Below are 18,955 nucleotides of genomic sequence, written 5' to 3'. Positions count from 1 at the left end.
GATACAATGAACGAACCAGTATTAACCATCGTAGTCCCTTGTTATAATGAGGAAGAAATTTTGCCATATACCTTCGATAAATTAAAGAGTTTATTAAAGGGTATGGCAGATAACAAATATGTCTCAAAGAAAAGTAAAATCTTATTTGTGGATGATGGAAGCCGAGACGCAACATGGTCTTTAATTTATAAAGAAACACTAAGAAGCGATGTCGTACGCGGATTAAAATTATCCCGGAATGTTGGCCATCAAAATGCATTATTAGCGGGTTTATTTGCAGCCAAGGATTATTCTGACTGTCTTATTTCAATTGATGCAGATCTGCAGGATGATATAAGTGTGATAGAGGAATTTGTTGGGAAGTATAAGGAAGGTTACGAAATTGTTTATGGTGTTAGAAAGAATCGCGAAAGTGACACGGCGTTTAAGAGAAACACGGCACAATGGTTTTACGGACTCATGAGAAAGATGGGTGTGGAACTTATATATAACCATGCAGATTTTCGGTTGATGAGCAAGAGGGCTGTAGAAGAACTAAAGCGCTTCGATGAAATAAACCTCTTTTTGCGAGGCATTATTCCGCTAATAGGGTTTCAATCAACAAATGTCTACTATTCGCGTAAAGAAAGAGTAGCAGGTGAAACAAAGTATCCATTAAAGAAGATGCTGTCCTTTGCTTTGGATGGGATAACGTCTTTTTCCGTTACACCAATAAGGTTGGTTCTTCTAGTTGGGATCATTTCATTTATTATTAGCCTGTCTTTTGCTGTTTATTTCTTTTATTTAAAATTCTTTGGCAATACTGAATTGGGCTGGACGTCGTTAATCACTTCTATTTGGCTGATAGGAGGCTTACAGTTAATTGCGGTAGGTCTGGTCGGTGAGTATATCGGTAAAATCTATAAAGAGGTGAAGAGGAGGCCAAAGTACATCGTTGATATCGATACTTTTAACTTACCATTTCGCGAGAATTACAGAGATGAGGAAAAAGAGTTTTATCCATTAAATAAAGGAAAGCTATTTGAAACGAATTAGCGTTATATAAAAGAAAAGACCCCATAGGGGTCTTTTCTGCGTATTGTGGCGTTAGACTGCACTCCACATAGTGCATGACCAAAGGGTCCCGCTAACGACTTACACAATTCAGCTCATCGCTAAATAAATATAGCATGTACTCCTTTAAAAATCAAGAATATATGATATGATATATGATAGCTAGCAATTGCTATCAAGTTGCTAGCTATTGTATATCTTTTAGCTAACAAAATGATAGGAGGTGCTATAATGCCTGATGAAACGGCAAAAGTTCAATTTAATGTTCGCATTTCAGCTGATACTGTAAGGAAATTAACTGAAATAGTTGAATTCTACCAAGATAACACCAAAATTGGAAAAGTCTATAAAGGTGATGTGTTAACAGATATTATTGATAAGGCTTATGAGGCCATGAATAAACAAAAATTAAATAAACGGCCTCATTATCTTTAAAGTTCATTGTAGATGGTTTAACCATCTTTTTTTTATACTAAGAACTATTAAAAGCCAAATATAGAGCTGAACATTCCTTTCCGTTTTGGCTTAACCATCTCTTGTGCAGCAGCACTTTCAGCTAGTTTCTCTTCTTCTTGAGCCCTTACAGTTAGGGTCTCAATTTGCTGGTTTAATTTTTCTATTTGATTTTTTAGTTCTTCAATTTCATTGCGATGTTGAAGCAGCTGGTAAGTAACCACTGAATCCGCTTTATTTTCAATATTCTTCTCTAACTCCGTCAATTTCTTTAATAGTTCTTCATTTTGAGGTTGTTGTTCATGATTTGCTTTAATTTTTCCATAGCCTTTACGTGTCTTTTTCTCCATGACAATATTTTGAATTGGCACGCCATTTTGTAATTGTTGCTTAAACTCCTTTAACAACTCGATATCTTCGTCATCATATACATAGTGGCCAAACTCGTTTCTTTCCATTTCCAAACCCAAATGTTTTACCCAGCGTTGAACAGTACTAGAAGATACACCTAACATTTTCGATACAGCACCAGTATTCAACTTCCGATCCCTCCTATAAAAAAGGTATTCTAGCTGGACTAGAAAAATCCTACAGAGGTGACAAAACAAGTTTGAATTCGGCAAAGAAAGTGGAAATTCCACTTTTTCTATACTGCCTGTCGAAAAGCAATCAAACTTGCGGAATCAGACAGGTCAATGAGTGAGGCGAAATCTTCATCTCATTATGGCCTGTACATACTTAATTTGACCATTTCAGTAAAACCTTGAAAAATAATGGAAAGGGTGGAATCGTTGTTTGTAGAAAAATTTAGTGGAATATGAAATTATAGGAACAGATTGTTATTTTGTATAGCGGTTCGCATAATGCGATGCTACAAAAGAGTTTGGTTTTATCTTTGGTTCTATGCCCATTGATTCAATTCTGGATACCATCTCTTCCACAAAGATTCTGGTTTTGTTTCTCATTCCAGAACCGATATCGATATGACCTTCCATTGTAAAAGACGCACCCTGATAGATAAAAGGGAGAACGATATTAATTAATGCATCTTTTCTTTCTTTAGTAAAAAGCGATGCAATTTCTTCTGTTAAGGATGTTTCCTTTGAGATTCGTTCGTGTATCTGAAGCATTCTTCTTGGGACAATTTCCTTTCTAATACAAGCCCAAGCGCCTTTTCCGGCGTTTTGAATGACGATGCCAGTAATAAAAATCGTGGAGCTTGGATGTACCTGGGAGTCAGTGCCGATCATTAAGCGATAATTCCCCCTGGGACTAAGTCTCATAAACTTAATAATATGATCAAACACAGTTTCAAACGACATATGGCTTTTTTGAAGATTTTGAAACATAAAATTATTCACATTATCACCTATTTTTATCCTTTCTACGTAATATAAGGACAGTGCGAAAACCTTTGTACAATAAAATTTATGCATAACCCATGAAAATTTGTGTAAAAAAATGGTTTCATATGCAAAAATAAATAAAATTAGCTGCATGCAGTAAAAAATAAAGAAAAGTTTAATGAAAGGGAGTTCCTTCATGAAACATATAGAAGCTCTATACCCTAACGCCATCCACCATACAAAAAAGAAAGTACTAGAAGATTTGAATCGGTATCTAGGCGCCAAAGAATTCATCGTGTCTTTTGAGCAATATTTATTAGACCGTAAGATTTATCTAGAGCAAATCTGGATCAATGTTTGGTTAAACAGAGCAAACAATGATGTCCCGAGGACTGAAAAAAAGAATTATCTTCATCAAAAAGGATTCGAAGTCGAAGGGGTTGATCGAAAATTGATTAACCACCTTTTCCGCACAGAAATGCGTACATACAAACCATTTGACGTTATACAATGGGTGACCGAAACATACCGTGACCATCCAGAAAAGTGGAAACAGCAGTACGACGAAGCAAGAAGAGATTATATTATTTACCAAGAAGAGGAAGCCATCGAAGAAGCGAAGAGTAAAATCATAACTGAGATTGAGGCAGCTACCTATAAAATCATAAATGAAAACGATCTTCTTATTTATTTATATGTTAGAAAACATATTGCGCAATTGTTAACACAATGTTTCGAAAGTAAGCCGAGGTATAAAAAACTTGACCCACAGGCACTAGAAATCCCTTTAGAAGAAGTGGGTGTATTCCAAGCAGCGGACTATTCTACAATGTCATCATTCTTTGAAGAGTTTACAGGAGAAATCCACAAGACTAGACACCGCGGCCGTACGTTTTTTGAATATGAGACATATGATTTTGTTTTTGAACGGTCTATCGCTCAATACATAAAGAAACTAGTGCCAAATTTGATATTGAAGGAATTAAATAAAGACTTATTGGCAAGTTTTAAAGAAATATTTGAAGAAGAGCTAAATTCCTATGATCTTGAGCAATTTCTTAGAGATGACTTATTTGACATGTCTATAGATTTTTTTGAAGAAATACAAGAAGAATATGTAACAGACCTCCTTTCAGTTGCTGATATCCCGTTTGATCCTGTCGAACATGGGAAGTTATTTGAGCAGCACCTCGCAGATAGGGAAAGAAAACAAGCAGAGGAACTCGCTGCGATTGAAAGAAAGAAACAGGAAGAAGCGAAGATGCTTGATGATATATTTGGACAAGAATATCGACCATCACTGGGAAAAAACATTCACTATGTTCTTCACATAGGGGAAACAAATACAGGGAAGACCCATCACGCTTTGAAGAAAATGATGGAAGCACCTAGTGGTCTGTACCTTGCTCCACTGCGACTATTAGCTCTAGAGGTTTATGATAAGCTGAACGGTGAGGGGGTTGCTTGTACTTTAAAAACTGGAGAAGAAGAAAAAGTTGTTACTGGCGCTAGTCATTTTTCGTGTACAGTCGAAATGTTTCATGAGAAAGATTACTTTGACGTCGTTGTCATTGATGAAGCACAAATGATTGCTGATAAAGACCGCGGGTTTTCTTGGTACAAAGCGATAACTAAAGCGAATGCAAAGGAAGTTCACATTGTCGGAAGCAGAAATTTGAAGGGGATGGTCCTGCAGCTGCTTGGTGATGAACATATTGAAATTCATGAGTATAACCGGGATATTCCGCTTCAAGTTGAACGTAAGCTGTTTGATTTTGCTCAAACAAAGAAAGGAGATGCGCTTGTTTGTTTTTCAAGAAGGCGCGTCCTGGAGACTGCATCAAGGCTTCAGAATAGTGGTTTTACCGTTAGCATGATTTACGGAAGTATGCCTCCAGAAACAAGAAAGAAAGAGATGCAGAGATTTATTAAAGGAGAAACAATGGTGATCGTTTCAACGGATGCGATTGGAATGGGCTTAAACCTTCCGATACGCCGAATTGTCTTCTTAGAAAATGAAAAGTTTGATGGTACAAGAAGAAGGAGGCTATCATCTCAGGAGGTCAAACAAATTGCTGGCCGTGCTGGAAGAAAGGGTATTTACGATGTTGGGAAAGTTGCTTTTACAAAGGATATTAAAATCATGAAACAATTACTTAAAAAAGAGGATGACCCGGTACATACCTTTGCAATCGCACCTACAAATTCGGTATTTGAAAGGTTTCAGCGCTATTCACGTGACCTCGGAACTTTTTTTGAACTCTGGGAAAAATTTGAAAGTCCGGTGGGTACAGAAAAAGCCAGTCTTTCCGAAGAACGTGAGCTGTATAAATTAATCCGCGGAACCGAGATAGAAGCACGCCTCTCGATGATGGATTTATATGGATTTTTGCATTTGCCTTTCTCAACAAAGGATCCTGGTTTAGTCAACCAGTGGGTTGAGACGATGTTTGCTGTTGTTCATGGTAACGAGCTTCCTGACCCGATTATCAAGAAAAAGAGCCTAGAAGATCTTGAATTGTCCTACAAAGCAATTGGGCTGCATTTGTTGTTTTTATATCGGTTAGATAAGCGCTTGGAAGCAAGTTATTGGGAGAAAGTTCGTGAAGAATTAAGTGATGCTGTACATGAGTCACTTAAAAGAGAGGTTAAAAAAATGAAAAAGAAATGCAGGAGCTGTGGCAGACATTTGCCATGGGACCATACATTTCAAATATGTGATCGATGCCATCATGAGCAATATGTCAGATGGTAAACTCCAGTTTATGTGGCAGGAAGCCCATTTCATCTTGAGATGGGTTTTTTGTCTGGTCATGGATATGTTACTTCTTATTGGAAAAAATAACGCTATATGATCGAGTGTCACAGGTAAAAACAGTTTTAACTTTGACCAATACTATAATAAAATATGGAGAATAGACATGAAGAAAAATAATCTACAAAAAGCAATTCATAAAGGTGGTTTCATTTTGTTATTATCCATATTATTATTTATTCCTCCCATTAAGGCAAAAGCCCCCCAGGCTCTGGCTGCTGAACAAGGGCAAACAATGGAGAAACAGCTGCTGCAGCTACTGCAAGATGAACCCTCACTAAAAGGAGCAATAGCAGGAATCAGCATCAGATCCGCAAAAACGGGAGATTTAAGATTTGAGTACAATGGGGATATACGCCTTAGGCCAGCATCAAATATGAAACTGCTCACAGCTGCTGTGTCGCTTGCTGTGCTAGGGAAGAATTATAAGTTCACCACCGATGTACTAACAGATGGAGCAATAGACGAACATACGTTAAAAGGAAATCTTTATTTAAGAGGAAAAGGCGATCCTACTCTTTTAAAAGAAGATTTTGATGAAATGGCAATGAAGATAAAGAAATCAGGAATACATGTGATTGAAGGCAATTTAATCGGTGATGATTCTTGGTATGATGAGGTCCGGCTATCTCCTGATTTAATCTGGAGTGATGAGTATGTATACTACGGATCGCAAATTTCTGCTCTCACGGCGTCGCCAACTAAAGATTTTGATTCAGGTACAGTCCAAATTACGGTTACTCCGGGAAAAGCAATTGGAGATGGAGCAATAGTACAAATTGAACCAAAGACTGATTATGTAAAGATTGTCAATCATGCTGTGACTGGATCACCAGATTCTAATTCAGAGATTCATTTTAATAGAAAGCATGGAGAAAATATCGTCACGGTTGAAGGGATAATACCGATACATGCGAGCGAAGAAAAAGAATGGATTGCCGTATGGGAGCCCAGCCTTTACGCATTAAATGTGTTTAAGCAATCACTTGCAGAAAAAGGCGTAGAAGTGAAGGAGGATGTGAAAATAGGGCAGACCCCATCCCAAGCCGCTGTTATTACAAGTCATCAATCTATCCCTCTATCAGACCTTTTGGTTCCATTTATGAAGCTAAGCAATAACAGTCATGCGGAGATCTTAATAAAAGAAATGGGTAGAATGGTGAAGGGGGAAGGAAGCTGGGAAAAGGGACTTGAAGTTGTTAGAGAGCAAGTTCCTCAATTAGGAATAAATCCTAATACGATTGTCATCAGGGATGGATCGGGAATATCGCATGTGAACTTAATTCCAGCTAATGAAATTTCAAATCTTCTCTACCATGTTCAAAAAGAATCATGGTTTCCTGCGTTTATGAATTCGCTTCCTGTTGCTGGAAGTGATGAAAAAATGATTGGAGGAACACTAAGAAACCGAATGGCATCGGCCTCAATGTCCGGAAATATTAAAGCAAAAACAGGTACGATTACTACGGTTACCTCGCTTTCGGGCTATGTCAAGACAAAAAGTGAGGAACTTCTCATCTTTTCGATTTTGTTAAACAACCTAGTAGATGAAGAAAAAGGAAAAGATATTGAAGATAAAATAGTCACGATTTTGGCAAATCAATAACAGATGTTACGGGGGTTGTATTCATGGATACGGCTCCTTTTTCTATAAAAAAATTAAATTTTGTTTTTTCAAAGGAAAACATACATATCTGTTGAATCTTTTAATGAAAGAACACTCGAATTTTGTAACAAAGCTTTTAATACGAATGACAAGGAGTCACGCTTATGAATCAATTTTCAGTGAATATATCAACGGTTTTTACAGAATATCCGTTTCTAGATCGTTTTAAAAAAGCACGAGAAGCTGGTTTCCAATATGTTGAGTGTCAGTTTCCATACGATTACTCCATAGAAGCAATTAAGGCTGAATTGAATATTAATCAACTTACACTTGATTTAATTAATTTATATCCTGGGGATTGGAGTCAGGGAGAAAGAGGACTAGCGATTGACCCGAACCGGCAGCTTGATTTTAGAGAGTCTGTAGAAAAAGGGATTCAATATGCTCAAGCCTTAGATGTTAAGAAAATTCACTGTATGGCTGGAATAATAAAAGAGGAATTTGACAATAACCAGCTCAATGATCTGTACATAAAAAACATCCAATATGCAGCAGAAAAAATGGCTGAACATGACATAACAATCTTGATTGAGCCGATCAATACGTTTGATATGCCGGGGTATTTTTTATGCAGTGCAGAACAAGCGGTAAAATTATTAAACAAGATCGATTGTCACAATGTGAAAATCCAATTTGATTTTTATCATATTCAAAGAATACAAGGAAATCTTCTTTCTACTTTTGAACAAATGATAGACAAAATAGGGCATGTACAAATAGCGGATGTTCCCGGACGGCATCAGCCGGGTACAGGTGAAGTTCAGTACGAGAATATATTTAGGGCAGTAAAAGAACTAGGATATGACGGGCACATTGGTCTTGAATACATACCAAAGGGGAAAAGTGAGGAAAGTTTCACCTGGTTACCACATGTTGTGAAAGGGGATGGTCGTCCATGAGGATTGGATTTATTGGTACAGGAGTAATGGGTTCTAGAATGGTAAAAAAATTATTGCATGCAGGTTTTTCTGTGGGTGTCTATAATTGTTCACCTGAAAAAGTGGCAGATTTATTGAAATCTGGTGCTGAATCCGCATCTTCAATAAAAGAACTGGCGCAGCATTCTGATGTTGTCTGCAGCTGCCTATCAATGCCGCAAGATTGCATCGATGTTTATCTTGGCGATGACGGTGTCATTAAGCATGCGAGAGAAAATACGATTTGTATTGACTTTGCAACTGTTGGTGCTGACACAAGTACAATGATTTTTAAAGAAGCGGCTGCGAAAGGGATTCGTTATTTGGATGCACCGGTAAGCGGGGGACCTGAGGGGGTTGAACAGGGCTCTCTGACGATTATGGTCGGCGGAGACAAGGCAAGCTATGACAAAACAAGTGAGATTTTCAAAGCTTTTGGTCAAACCATTCAATACCTTGGGCCGTCTGGGTCTGGGAGCATTGCTAAGCTGATTAATCAATATTTAGTAGCAGTGCATTCTGTCGCAGCGTCAGAGGCAATGGTTGCCGGGGCTGCATTTGGACTAAATTCTGAACAGCTGTACGAACTTCTGAAGGTTAGTTATGGGGACAGCCGCATGTTAGAGAGACATATGGAACAATATGTCCTTGACCGCAGTTTTGAGCCGGGCGGTGCCGTAAAGTATGTTCATAAAGATGTCGCTCTCGCGAATGTATTATTTAGGCAGGCAGGAATGAAATCAATACTTGGGGATTTAGCGGAAAGCTCTTTTTCGAATGCGATTCATAAAGGTCTGGCCGATTTGGATATGTCAGCTGTTATTAAGCCGCTAGAAGAAGAGTGCAATGTCGTCGTGAAAAGAAAATAAGCTGATGAGAAATGTACGCAGTGCTGTACATTTCTCTTTTTAACATCGAGATGGTTCAATCTAGAGAACTAATCTGTTCTTATTAAAATTTACATGAAGCCTGTCTTTTATTATAATGGAATAAAACTTTTGGGTCTAAGAGGAAAGGAATATAATGGCTGAAATAAAAATCAATCGACGTACATTTTTTAGATGGTCAACTAAAGTGCTGATTGGCATATTGGGAACAGGTGTGATTGCCAGTACGTATTCTGTTATGACTGAACGCTTTTGGTACGAAGTCAAAGAGGTACCTTTGAAAATTAAAGATTTACCACTGTCATTCCATGGATGGAAGATGGTTCAATTTAGTGATGTTCATTTTGGATTTCATTATGATGAGGAAGATTTACGTAAAGTTATAAAAATCATCAATGGGTTGAACCCGGATATACTGCTATTTACAGGTGATTTAGTCCATACTGGCTCGGTAACAACAGGTTTAACTCCGTCTTTACTTTTAGAATTAAAAGATATCCGTGGGGGAAAGTGGGCTGTAATAGGTAACCATGATATTCATACAAAGGGAGAGATCATTAAGCTTTACAATCAGGCAAATTTTGAAGTATTAGAAAACAGCCATCGTCAAATCGTTCATAATGACCAAAGTTTGTATATAGCTGGTTTGGAGGATGCAATGTACGGGATACCTGATATCGAAAAAGCTCTTAAAAGATTGGAAGAACATCAATGTATTCTCCTATTAGCCCATGAACCAGACTCTGCCCAATGGATTAGCACCTATCCTGTCAATGCGCAGTTCTCCGGGCATTCGCATGGAGGACAGGTACGACTGCCATTCCTAGGTCCAATCATAAAACAAAGGATGGCTAGAAAATACGATAGTGGTTTGTATTTTGTTGGTGAATCAGAGATGCCCTTATATGTGAATAGAGGGATTGGGACATCTCAGCTGCCAATTAGATTTTTCTGCAGGCCAGAAATTACCGTCTTTACCTTACTTTCTATTTAGCGTAAAAGTTCTGGGTATAGTATGGATGATTTTCAGAATTAAAAGCAACTCCCACGCCGAGATATTCGAAATCAGATTGTAATATATTTTTGCGATGTCCTAGTGAGTTCATTAAACCTTCGTGTGCGAAAATACTGCTAAATTGTCCGTATGCGAGATTCTCGCCGGCTGCGGTAAAAAATAAATCATCTTCTTTCAATCTGTCAAAGGGTGACTTGCCCTCTAGGTTGGTATGGTCAAAGTATGAATTGTCGGCCATATCAAGACTGTGTTTTCTTGCTGTTTCCTTTACATGCTCATCCCATGTCAGTATGGGGAGTCCGTGATTCCGTCGAACAGCATTTGTCAAATCAAACATTTGGTGTTCAAGCCCCTCTCTTAACTGAACATTGGCTTCTGTGTAGAACCCTTCCTTGGCGTTTTCAAGATCTTCATGAATAATTTGTATAGAGGTAACTGTATTATTCATGTGTTTGTCGTAAAAGATCGTGATAAAACTATCATCAAGCTGGAAGATGTCATAATCAGCATCTTTATCTATTTGATAATATACAAACCCTTTTTGAATGGTATCGAGAGGGCTGCCAAGATGTTCCCGAACGGACTGTTTCGAGGTTCCCCATTCTATCCCTTCTGTTGAAGAAATGATGTCTTGATTTGTGTAAAGGCCAATAACCTGATTGTTTTGATTATAGATTACCTTTACAAAGTTATGATACTCCTCGTGGTACGCATGCCATTTTGATCCATACTCGTTTAATGAGACACGTTTCGGATCCCCTAATTTTTGTTCAACAACATCCTTCGTTTCACCAATTTCGATATTATGAATAGAAAAAGTGTTGTCCTCCGGCAAAGTTAAAGTGGGCTTATCGATTTCTATAGAATGAGATGACTCTGGATTTTCTTTGTCTATGCTATTTTCAATTTGTTCGACCATTCCAATTACAATGCTATTGATTAATCTTACAGCATCCTGCATCTCGTCGCTTTTTAGAAAAGTGCTTACGTCATGACTAGCCTTACTAAAGATGGAAGCAAGACCGCTTCCATTTATTTGTTTTTCTATAAATGGCCATGAGATTATCAGAGAAAAAATAATTATTATGAATAAAAGGAAGCGTTTCAACCTGAACTCCTCACTTTCTTGAAAGTACCTATTTAATAGTCTAGACAGCTTACAGTAAGGTTTATAAGTGCCGTCTAAAACTTTTAATCACAGCACAAGTAGGGGATGTATCCCAGCAGTCCGATTTTAAATACATGAAAAACTTCTATTTTCATAGTATAGTAGATTTAATGGTACAGGGAAACAAGTACGAATAACGACTTACTTAGAATTTACTTTATGCATAGGACAGCAAGGAGAGTCATAATGAAATTAATATCTTGGAATGTAAATGGAATTCGAGCATGTGTAAAAAAAGGATTTTTGGATTACTTTGAAAAGGTTAATGCAGATATCTTTTGTATACAAGAGTCCAAAGTACAAGAAGGTCAAATTGATTTAGAATTAACCGAATATTATCAATATTGGAACTATGCAGAGAGAAAGGGCTACTCTGGGACGGCTGTATTTTCAAAGAAAAAACCACTGTCGGTCAGTTACGGTGTAGGCGATCGAAATGATGAGGAAGAAGGAAGAATTATCACCATTGAATTTGAGGACTTTTTCCTTGTGAATGTGTATACTCCAAATTCGAAAAGGGATTTAACAAGGCTGCCTTATCGATTGGAGTGGGAAGAGGAGATCCGTGAGCATCTTGTTAAATTAGATAAAATGAAGCCAGTCATTTATTGCGGTGATCTTAATGTAGCCCACCAGGAGATAGACCTTCGAAATCCAAAACCAAATATAGGTAATTCAGGGTTTACAGATGAAGAACGCGGCAAAATGACGTCATTATTAGAAGCTGGCTTTGTTGATAGTTTTCGATATATGTATCCAGAAAAAACAGAAGCGTACACCTGGTGGTCATATATGAGCAAGGTCAGGGAACGGAACATTGGCTGGCGTATCGATTATTTTATTGTGTCTGAAAGATTCGCAGATTCTATTCAAGAGGCCGCTATCCACAGTGATATTCTTGGAAGTGACCATTGTCCTGTAGTGCTTGAGATGAATTTGTCTTAAGGAGAATGACAGCACGGCCTATAAGCCGTAGACTACCATCCAGATTTCTCATGAGGCATTTTATATATTAAATAAAAATGAAAAAGGGAGTTGGAGGTAGACTATGCTTGAGAATTTAGATGTCACATCGGTGACAATAAAATTACCATTTAGATTAAATCATGTAAACTGCTTTATTGCAGAAGGTGCTGACGGTTGGACGATTATTGACACTGGTCTCCATGACCTAGAGGCATACAACAGCTGGAAACCGTTTCTTGATAGCAGAAAAATCTCAGATATTATCGTAACACATCATCACCCTGATCATTACGGATTTGCAGGCGGACTTCAGGAAATGACGGGTGCAAAAGTATTTATGTCAAAAATAGAGCATGAAACAGCGTCAGCAATCATTAAGAAAGAACGGGATGAAACATTAAAGGAAAACTATTTAAACTGCGGTATCCCGAAAAAAGTAGTGGAAGATATGACGAATACTGAAACGAGTTTTAATCAAATGGTCAGTCCGCACCCACAGGTTAGCGGCCATTTAAAAGCAGGTGATAAGTTCCAATTTGGCAGATATGAATACGAAATCTTTGATGCACCAGGTCATGCTGATGGTCTTATTACATTTTTTAATAAAGAAAACAGTGTTTTATTTTCAACTGACCATATCCTTCCAAAAATTACGCCAAACATCTCTTATCATTTTTACGGGGAGAGCAACCCGCTAGAGCAATACATTACATCACTCCGAGAATATAAAAAGCTGGAAGCGGAGCTCGTAATCCCGTCACACGGGAAACCATTTAAAAACGCTAATAAGCGGATTGACGAGATTTTGAAGCATCATGACGAAAGACTTGTTCAAATTATCGATATTGTAAAAGTACCTTCGACGGTTTTTGATGTATGTTTGAAATTATTTGGAGAAAATTTAACTTCACATGAAATGAGGTTTGCTATCGGTGAAACCATCTCACATCTTGAATATTTAATAAACCGTGGAGAATGTTCAAAAGATATTTTTAAAGGGATTTTCCAATATCAGGTGTAATATACGCTATGTCATAGGTTTGTAAAGAAATTATATTGGTAAATCTATAGTATTGGGATGATTTCTTGGAATCGTATGATTGAAGGCAGGAGGTCTAAAAGGCTCTCCTGTTTTTATCGCAGATTGCTGACACAATCATTTTACAGAAAAAATTTAAGGGATCAATAGATCCCCAATAATTAAAGGTTTCACATTATATGAATTGGCAGCGGGAGGAAACGCATAAATGGAAAATGAAAAATGGAGTTTTAATAACAGCTATATTGAAAGAAGTAATAAAGAAACTGAGGAAAAGATCAGTTCAGAGAGTGCTGATTTTTTAGAGAAGTCGATCCAGTATTTAAAAAAGGAAATGAATGAATTCATTTATATTGAAGACGAACTTTTTGATAAAATTGGGGTTGATGGAGTTTCTCTAGAAGTAGATGACCTATTTCATACATACGATGTTATGCTTGGATTAAAGCTCCCGAAAAAACAGGAGAATACAATTAGAACCTACTTAAACAACGCACTAAAAGGCGAGGATATTAAATTTGATTTAATGTTTGATGGACAAGATGGGCTATGGAACCTAAATTTCACCTTGGATTATGTAGACGGGTTCAGGGAAGATATGTCTATTTTAGAAGCCTATCGTGCTATTTATCAGCTTCTGTCAAGCCTAGTGGATAGTGTGAAAAATAACTAATGGAATAAATGGATCGTAAGCAGGGAAACTCGTGCTAAGCCGCATAATCAAAGTTTTACAATCAATAAAAAGATTATAGGGGGGAATAGAAATTGAAAAAAAGAGTTGTGATTACCGGCATTGGAGCCATAACACCGCTTGGAAACGATATTTCTTCAACTTGGTCTAAGTTAATAGACGGCGTTTCTGGAATTGGACCAATAACGAAATTTAACACAGATGATACTCCTGTAAAAGTAGCTGGAGAAGTAAAAGATTTCAATCCAGAACTCTATATCGATAAGAAAGAAGTAAGGAGAATGGGCCGCTTTACACATTTTGCAATTGGCGCAAGTAAGATGGCTGTTGAGGACGCTGGTATCGCAATTGGTGATAATGTAGACCCAGAAAGAGCTGGTGTCTGGATTGGCTCTGGAATCGGAGGTCTTGGTGAATTTGAAGAACAACATAAGAGGTTTTTGGAGAAAGGCCCTCGAAGGGTAAATCCATTTACGATTCCCATGTTTATTCCCGATATGGCCTCAGGACGTGTGTCTATAGAACTAGGTGCTAAAGGAATGAATAATTGTTCTGTTACGGCCTGTGCGTCTGGTTCAAATTCAATCGGTGATGCATTTCGAGTGGTCCAAAATGGACACGCTGATGTGATGATTGCAGGAGGAACAGAAGCTTCTATCACCGAGATGACCATTGCTGGCTTTACCAATATGACGGCACTTTCCACAAACCCAGATCCTCAATCAGCAAGTCGGCCATTTGACAAAAACCGAGATGGGTTTGTCATTGCTGAGGGAGCTGGAATTGTTATTCTAGAAGAGTACGAGCATGCTATAAAGCGCGGAGCTGTAATTTATTGCGAAATAACTGGCTATGGAGCAACAGGGGATGCTTATCATATTACAACTCCTGCTCCAAACGGGGCAGGCGGAGCTCGTGCAATGAAACTAGCACTAAACGATGCTGGTTTTACACCCGAACAGATTAGTTATATCAATGCGCATGGCACCTCCACAAAGTATAATGATTTATTTGAATCGCAAGCAATCAAAGAAGTATTTGGTGAGCATGCGTACAAAGTGGCAGTTAGCTCGACAAAGTCGATGACAGGTCATCTATTGGGAGCAGCAGGGGCCGTCGAAGCCATTTTTTCATGCTTAGCAATTAAAGAAGGAACCATTCCGCCAACGATTAACTATGAAACTCCTGACGAAGAGCTAGATTTAAATTATGTTCCAAACATCTCAAAGGAAGAGAAAGTTGATGTCGTATTATCCAACTCATTTGGATTTGGGGGGCATAATGCAACGTTGATTTTTAAAAAATTATAGAAAACATTGGATCTTACTTCCAATGTTTTCTCTCTTTGATATGAATTATTTTTATTTATTTTCCCATAACGGTAGACAAAAGCATTAAATTATAATTATAATATTTATAATTTAAAGAAAATTTAAATAACTGTTTAAAAAATTACCTTAGCTTAGAAAGGATGGGATGCTGATTTCTATAAACGTCTTAAAAATCTTTCTAATCGAACCTACAACTATTGTTGTTGAAAGGGCTTACATACAATCCACGAATCTTCTACATCAATCTATATAAAACACATCAAAACGATCACAACTACATGAGCAACTTTTATATCCTTATACTTCTAATATTTTTTGAATATTTCAAATAATACAACAACATGAATATTAATATATTTCTACTACTAAAAATTACTTAATTTAAAGGAGTGAATGGAATTGACTACAACTAGCTTGCAAATGTCACGCCAGCTATTATTAGGGGAATTGGTAAGAAGAGGAGCCCATAAGACGCCTAATGTTCTTGCATTCGTTTATGAAAATGAGAAAGTTACATACAAACAACTTGAAGAAAGAACTCTTCATTTAGCAGGCTGGCTCCAAAACAAGGGGATTGAGATTGGTGAAAAAGTAGGAATGATCTCCAAAAATAACTTAGCTTTTGTAGAAATTATGTTTGCTGCGGCTTTGGCCGGAGGGGTTAGCGTTCCGATTAATTTCAGGCTCGCACCGGAAGAATTTGCTTATATTATAAATAACTCAGACACGAAAATATTATTTATTGAAGAAGAATATGTAGAAATGATTGAATCAATCAGACATAAACTTTCAAATGTAGAGCAAATTGTCGTGATTGGAAATGTTGAGTCTTCCGATATGATTCCCTATAAGAATATTTATCAAACTAGTGTCAACTACCGATCCATTGATGGCCTTGTCAATGACGAAGATGATTGTATGATTTGTTACACATCTGGAACGACAGGGTATCCAAAGGGCGCGGTTCTGTCACACAAAAATTTGCAAATGAGTGCTTTAAACAGTGTAGTTGATTCGAGGATTAGCAGAGGAAATAGACAATTAACTGTTACGCCATTATTCCACATCGCTGGCGTTGGAAATTTACTTATCAGCTGTACAGTCAATGGAACAACCTATATTCACCGCGAATTTAGTCCAGTTAAAGTGCTAGAAACGATTCATAATGAAAAAATTACGGGGTTATTCTTAGTGCCTGCCATGTGGAATTTTGTTATGCAGGTTCCAAATATTAATGAGTTTGACACAACATCAGTTCTTCGTTGTTCAACTGGGGCTGCTATTTGTCCACTAGAGATCAAGAAAAAAATCATGCATCATTTTCCGAACGCCGGTATATTCGATGCTTTTGGTCAAACAGAAATGAGTCCAACTACAACTTGTTTACTTCCAGAAGATTCACTAAGAAAAACCGATTCTGTAGGGCAGCCGGTTACAAATGTTGAAGTGCGTGTTGTTGATGAGAATATGAATGATGTTTCAGTTGGAGAAATTGGAGAGATTATCTACCGTGGCCCTACTGTGATGAAAGGTTATTATAAAAATCCAGAAGCAACAGCAGAAGCATTTAGTGGCGGATGGTTCCATAGCGGAGATTTGGTGCGCATGGATGAGGAAGGTTTTATTTATGTCGTTGACCGAAAGAAGGATATGATCATTAGCGGCGGGGAAAATATTTATCCAGCAGAAGTAGAGGCTGCTCTGTATAAGCATGATGCTGTTCTTGAAGTAGCTGTGATCGGGGTGCCTGATGCAGAATGGGGAGAAAGTGTGAAAGCTTACGTTGTCTTGAAGGAAGGAAAAACAATGACAGCAGAAGAAGTCATACAGCACTGCCGCGAGCATTTAGCTTCTTACAAGAAACCAAAATTTGTTGAATTTCTTGATGAACTGCCAAGAAATCCGTCAGGAAAAATTTTGAAGCGCATACTTCGTGATGAAGTAAAAGCAAAGCAATCGTAAACAAGTATTTTACGAACTTTTATGTAACCAAACTAATATTAGGGGATGAAGCTTTTTGATTGATACAGATATTAAAAGGGTCTCTCTTTTCGGAAGAGAGGGAATTAAGGTTTTTGCCGAAAGACCATCATCAATAAAGGACTTTTTTAAAAATACCGTATCAAAACATGGAAATAAAGATGCCCTTTATTTGGATGATGACAAGATTACTTACAAAGAAATCGATGAAAAATCAGATAGATTAATAGCTTCATTGCAATCCAAGTACGGAATTAAAAAAGGAGACCGAATTGCTACATTGCTGGGAAATAGTTTTGAGTTTGCCATTATCGTGATGGCTTGTGTTAAATCAGGGACGATTATGGTCCCCGTTAACACAAAGTTAAGGACACCGGAAGTTGCGTTTGTCCTGAGCAATTCAAGGCCAAAGGTGCTCTTATGTGATCAAGACTTGCTTCCGGTAGTAGAAGATTGTAAGAAGAATTTTCAGGCAGCAGAACCTTACACAAGAAGCATTGTTTCAATTGGCGAGAAAACAACAGATTATGATAGTTTAGCAGGCTTACTTGCTGAGCAAAACCCGCTAATAGATGTGGAAGTAAATGAACTGGACCCGGCTTTTATTTTATATACTTCAGGAACAACAGGGCGCCCAAAGGGTGCGGTGATTAGTCATATTAATGTCATTCATTCTGTCATGCATTATCAGCGGGCATTTAAGGGTGATGAAAATGTAAGATCGATCCTGGCAGTTCCTTTTTTCCATGTAACAGGACTAGTGGCCAGATTTCTGCAAAGCGTCTATATCGGCGGTTCCATGCTGATTATTAAAAAATATCAAAATGAAAAATACATTAAACAAAGCTATGACTACAAAATCAATGTTCAAAGCAATGTCCCAACGATCTATGCGATGATGGCGACGAGCCCGCTTCTAGAGGAGTACTCTTTTGATTTTGTTAAAAGAGTTGGCTTTGGCGGTTCACCAATCTACCAGCATACATTAGAAATGCTAAAAAGAATTTTTCCGAACGCCACACTGCACAATGTGTATGGGGCAACGGAAACGACTTCACCGACTACGATTATGCCAGATCATTATCCAATGAGCAAAGCGAGTTCTGTTGGCCTTCCTGTCGAGACGGCAGATATTATGGTCATTGATACAAATGATCGTGAACTCGGTCCAAATCAAGAGGGAGAGTTATTAATTAAAGGTCCGATGGTGATCGGCGGCTATTGGGAGAATCCGGAGGCAAATAAAACTTCCTTTGTAGATGGATACTGGCGATCTGGCGATATCGCGAAAATCGATGAAGATGGTTTTGTCTATATTCTCGATCGGAAGAAAGACATGATTAACCGTGGCGGCGAAAAAATATTTTCTATTGAAGTTGAGGATGTTTTAAAGAAACATTCCGATATCCTAGAGGCTGCAGTAGTAGGTGTTCCGGATGAAATCTATGGAGAGAGAGTAAAGGCTTTTGTCGTTTCAGACTCTTTAAATGAACAAGATCAGGAAGCAATTCGCAGCTATTGTGCCCAACATTTGGCGCGTTTTAAGATTCCTGAATTTTATGAATTTATTGATGAGCTCCCGAAAAACGCGTCAGGGAAGGTATTAAAGCATCAATTACGAATATGAT

The 18,955-nt window shown here is 37.8% G+C and carries 16 protein-coding genes; 13 read left to right on the top strand and 3 right to left on the bottom strand.

Annotated features, from left to right (window positions below):
- Positions 1–6 precede the first annotated feature (6 nt).
- A complete protein-coding gene (locus CZ487_RS16295) occupies positions 7–1,035 on the top strand; it encodes a glycosyltransferase family 2 protein (RefSeq protein WP_077213335.1) in 1,029 nt (342 codons plus the stop codon).
- 249 nt (positions 1,036–1,284) lie between these two features.
- Positions 1,285–1,488: a hypothetical protein gene (locus tag CZ487_RS16290; protein ID WP_077213334.1), complete on the top strand. Its 204-nt coding sequence runs from the start codon at positions 1,285–1,287 to the stop codon at positions 1,486–1,488.
- A gap of 47 nt (positions 1,489–1,535) precedes the next feature.
- Here the strand turns inward: CZ487_RS16290 and CZ487_RS16285 are convergent, their stop codons facing one another.
- Together CZ487_RS16285 and CZ487_RS16280 are read right to left on the bottom strand one after the other, a co-directional pair.
- Positions 1,536–2,045, bottom strand: a complete 510-nt coding sequence (locus CZ487_RS16285; RefSeq protein WP_077213333.1) for a MerR family transcriptional regulator — start codon at positions 2,043–2,045, stop codon at positions 1,536–1,538.
- Between the two features lie 300 nt (positions 2,046–2,345).
- A complete protein-coding gene (locus CZ487_RS16280) occupies positions 2,346–2,855 on the bottom strand; it encodes a ribonuclease H-like YkuK family protein (RefSeq protein ID WP_077215353.1) in 510 nt (169 codons plus the stop codon).
- A gap of 193 nt (positions 2,856–3,048) precedes the next feature.
- Here CZ487_RS16280 and CZ487_RS16275 point away from each other — a divergent pair, with 193 nt between their 5' ends.
- From CZ487_RS16275 to CZ487_RS16255, 5 genes are all read left to right on the top strand, one after another.
- Positions 3,049–5,607 (top strand): helicase-related protein, encoded by a 2,559-nt coding sequence (locus CZ487_RS16275; protein WP_077213332.1) that lies wholly within the window; start codon positions 3,049–3,051, stop codon positions 5,605–5,607.
- 166 nt (positions 5,608–5,773) lie between these two features.
- Positions 5,774–7,273, top strand: coding sequence for a D-alanyl-D-alanine carboxypeptidase/D-alanyl-D-alanine endopeptidase (dacB, locus tag CZ487_RS16270; RefSeq protein ID WP_077213331.1), 1,500 nt, complete (start codon positions 5,774–5,776; stop codon positions 7,271–7,273).
- A gap of 164 nt (positions 7,274–7,437) precedes the next feature.
- Positions 7,438–8,232 (top strand): 2-oxo-tetronate isomerase, encoded by a 795-nt coding sequence (otnI, locus tag CZ487_RS16265; protein WP_077213330.1) that lies wholly within the window; start codon positions 7,438–7,440, stop codon positions 8,230–8,232.
- On the top strand, positions 8,229–9,119 hold the full coding sequence (locus CZ487_RS16260; protein ID WP_077213329.1) for an NAD(P)-dependent oxidoreductase: 891 nt from the start codon (positions 8,229–8,231) through the stop codon (positions 9,117–9,119). The genes otnI and CZ487_RS16260 overlap by 4 nt, the downstream gene beginning before the upstream one ends.
- A gap of 154 nt (positions 9,120–9,273) precedes the next feature.
- The gene (locus CZ487_RS16255) at positions 9,274–10,131 is read left to right on the top strand and encodes a metallophosphoesterase (RefSeq protein WP_077213328.1); all 858 of its coding nucleotides are present in this window, start codon (positions 9,274–9,276) and stop codon (positions 10,129–10,131) included.
- Here CZ487_RS16255 and CZ487_RS16250 read toward each other — a convergent pair.
- Complete coding sequence (locus CZ487_RS16250) at positions 10,124–11,260, bottom strand: CAP domain-containing protein (RefSeq protein ID WP_077213327.1); 1,137 nt, start codon at positions 11,258–11,260, stop codon at positions 10,124–10,126. The genes CZ487_RS16255 and CZ487_RS16250 overlap by 8 nt on opposite strands.
- A 246-nt stretch (positions 11,261–11,506) precedes the next feature.
- On the opposite strand from CZ487_RS16250, the gene CZ487_RS16245 reads away from it, so the two are divergent.
- From CZ487_RS16245 to CZ487_RS16220, 6 genes are all read left to right on the top strand, one after another.
- Positions 11,507–12,265, top strand: a complete 759-nt coding sequence (locus CZ487_RS16245; protein ID WP_077213326.1) for an exodeoxyribonuclease III — start codon at positions 11,507–11,509, stop codon at positions 12,263–12,265.
- A gap of 103 nt (positions 12,266–12,368) precedes the next feature.
- The gene (locus tag CZ487_RS16240) at positions 12,369–13,307 is read left to right on the top strand and encodes an MBL fold metallo-hydrolase (RefSeq protein WP_077213325.1); all 939 of its coding nucleotides are present in this window, start codon (positions 12,369–12,371) and stop codon (positions 13,305–13,307) included.
- Between the two features lie 226 nt (positions 13,308–13,533).
- On the top strand, positions 13,534–13,998 hold the full coding sequence (locus tag CZ487_RS16235) for a branched-chain amino acid aminotransferase (protein ID WP_077213324.1): 465 nt from the start codon (positions 13,534–13,536) through the stop codon (positions 13,996–13,998).
- A 92-nt stretch (positions 13,999–14,090) separates the two neighbouring features.
- Positions 14,091–15,326, top strand: a complete 1,236-nt coding sequence (gene fabF / locus CZ487_RS16230; RefSeq protein ID WP_077213323.1) for a beta-ketoacyl-ACP synthase II — start codon at positions 14,091–14,093, stop codon at positions 15,324–15,326.
- A 420-nt stretch (positions 15,327–15,746) separates the two neighbouring features.
- Entirely contained in the window at positions 15,747–17,309 is a 1,563-nt protein-coding gene (locus tag CZ487_RS16225; RefSeq protein ID WP_237562902.1) for an acyl-CoA synthetase, read from the top strand.
- A gap of 55 nt (positions 17,310–17,364) precedes the next feature.
- A complete protein-coding gene (locus tag CZ487_RS16220; RefSeq protein ID WP_084783313.1) occupies positions 17,365–18,954 on the top strand; it encodes a class I adenylate-forming enzyme family protein in 1,590 nt (529 codons plus the stop codon).
- The last annotated feature ends 1 nt before the right edge of the window (position 18,955 follow it).

The organism is Robertmurraya dakarensis, assembly GCF_900156875.1.
GTDB classification, from domain to species: Bacteria; Bacillota; Bacilli; order Bacillales; family Cytobacillaceae; genus Robertmurraya; species Robertmurraya dakarensis.
This window is presented reverse-complemented; position numbering and strand designations above follow the sequence as displayed.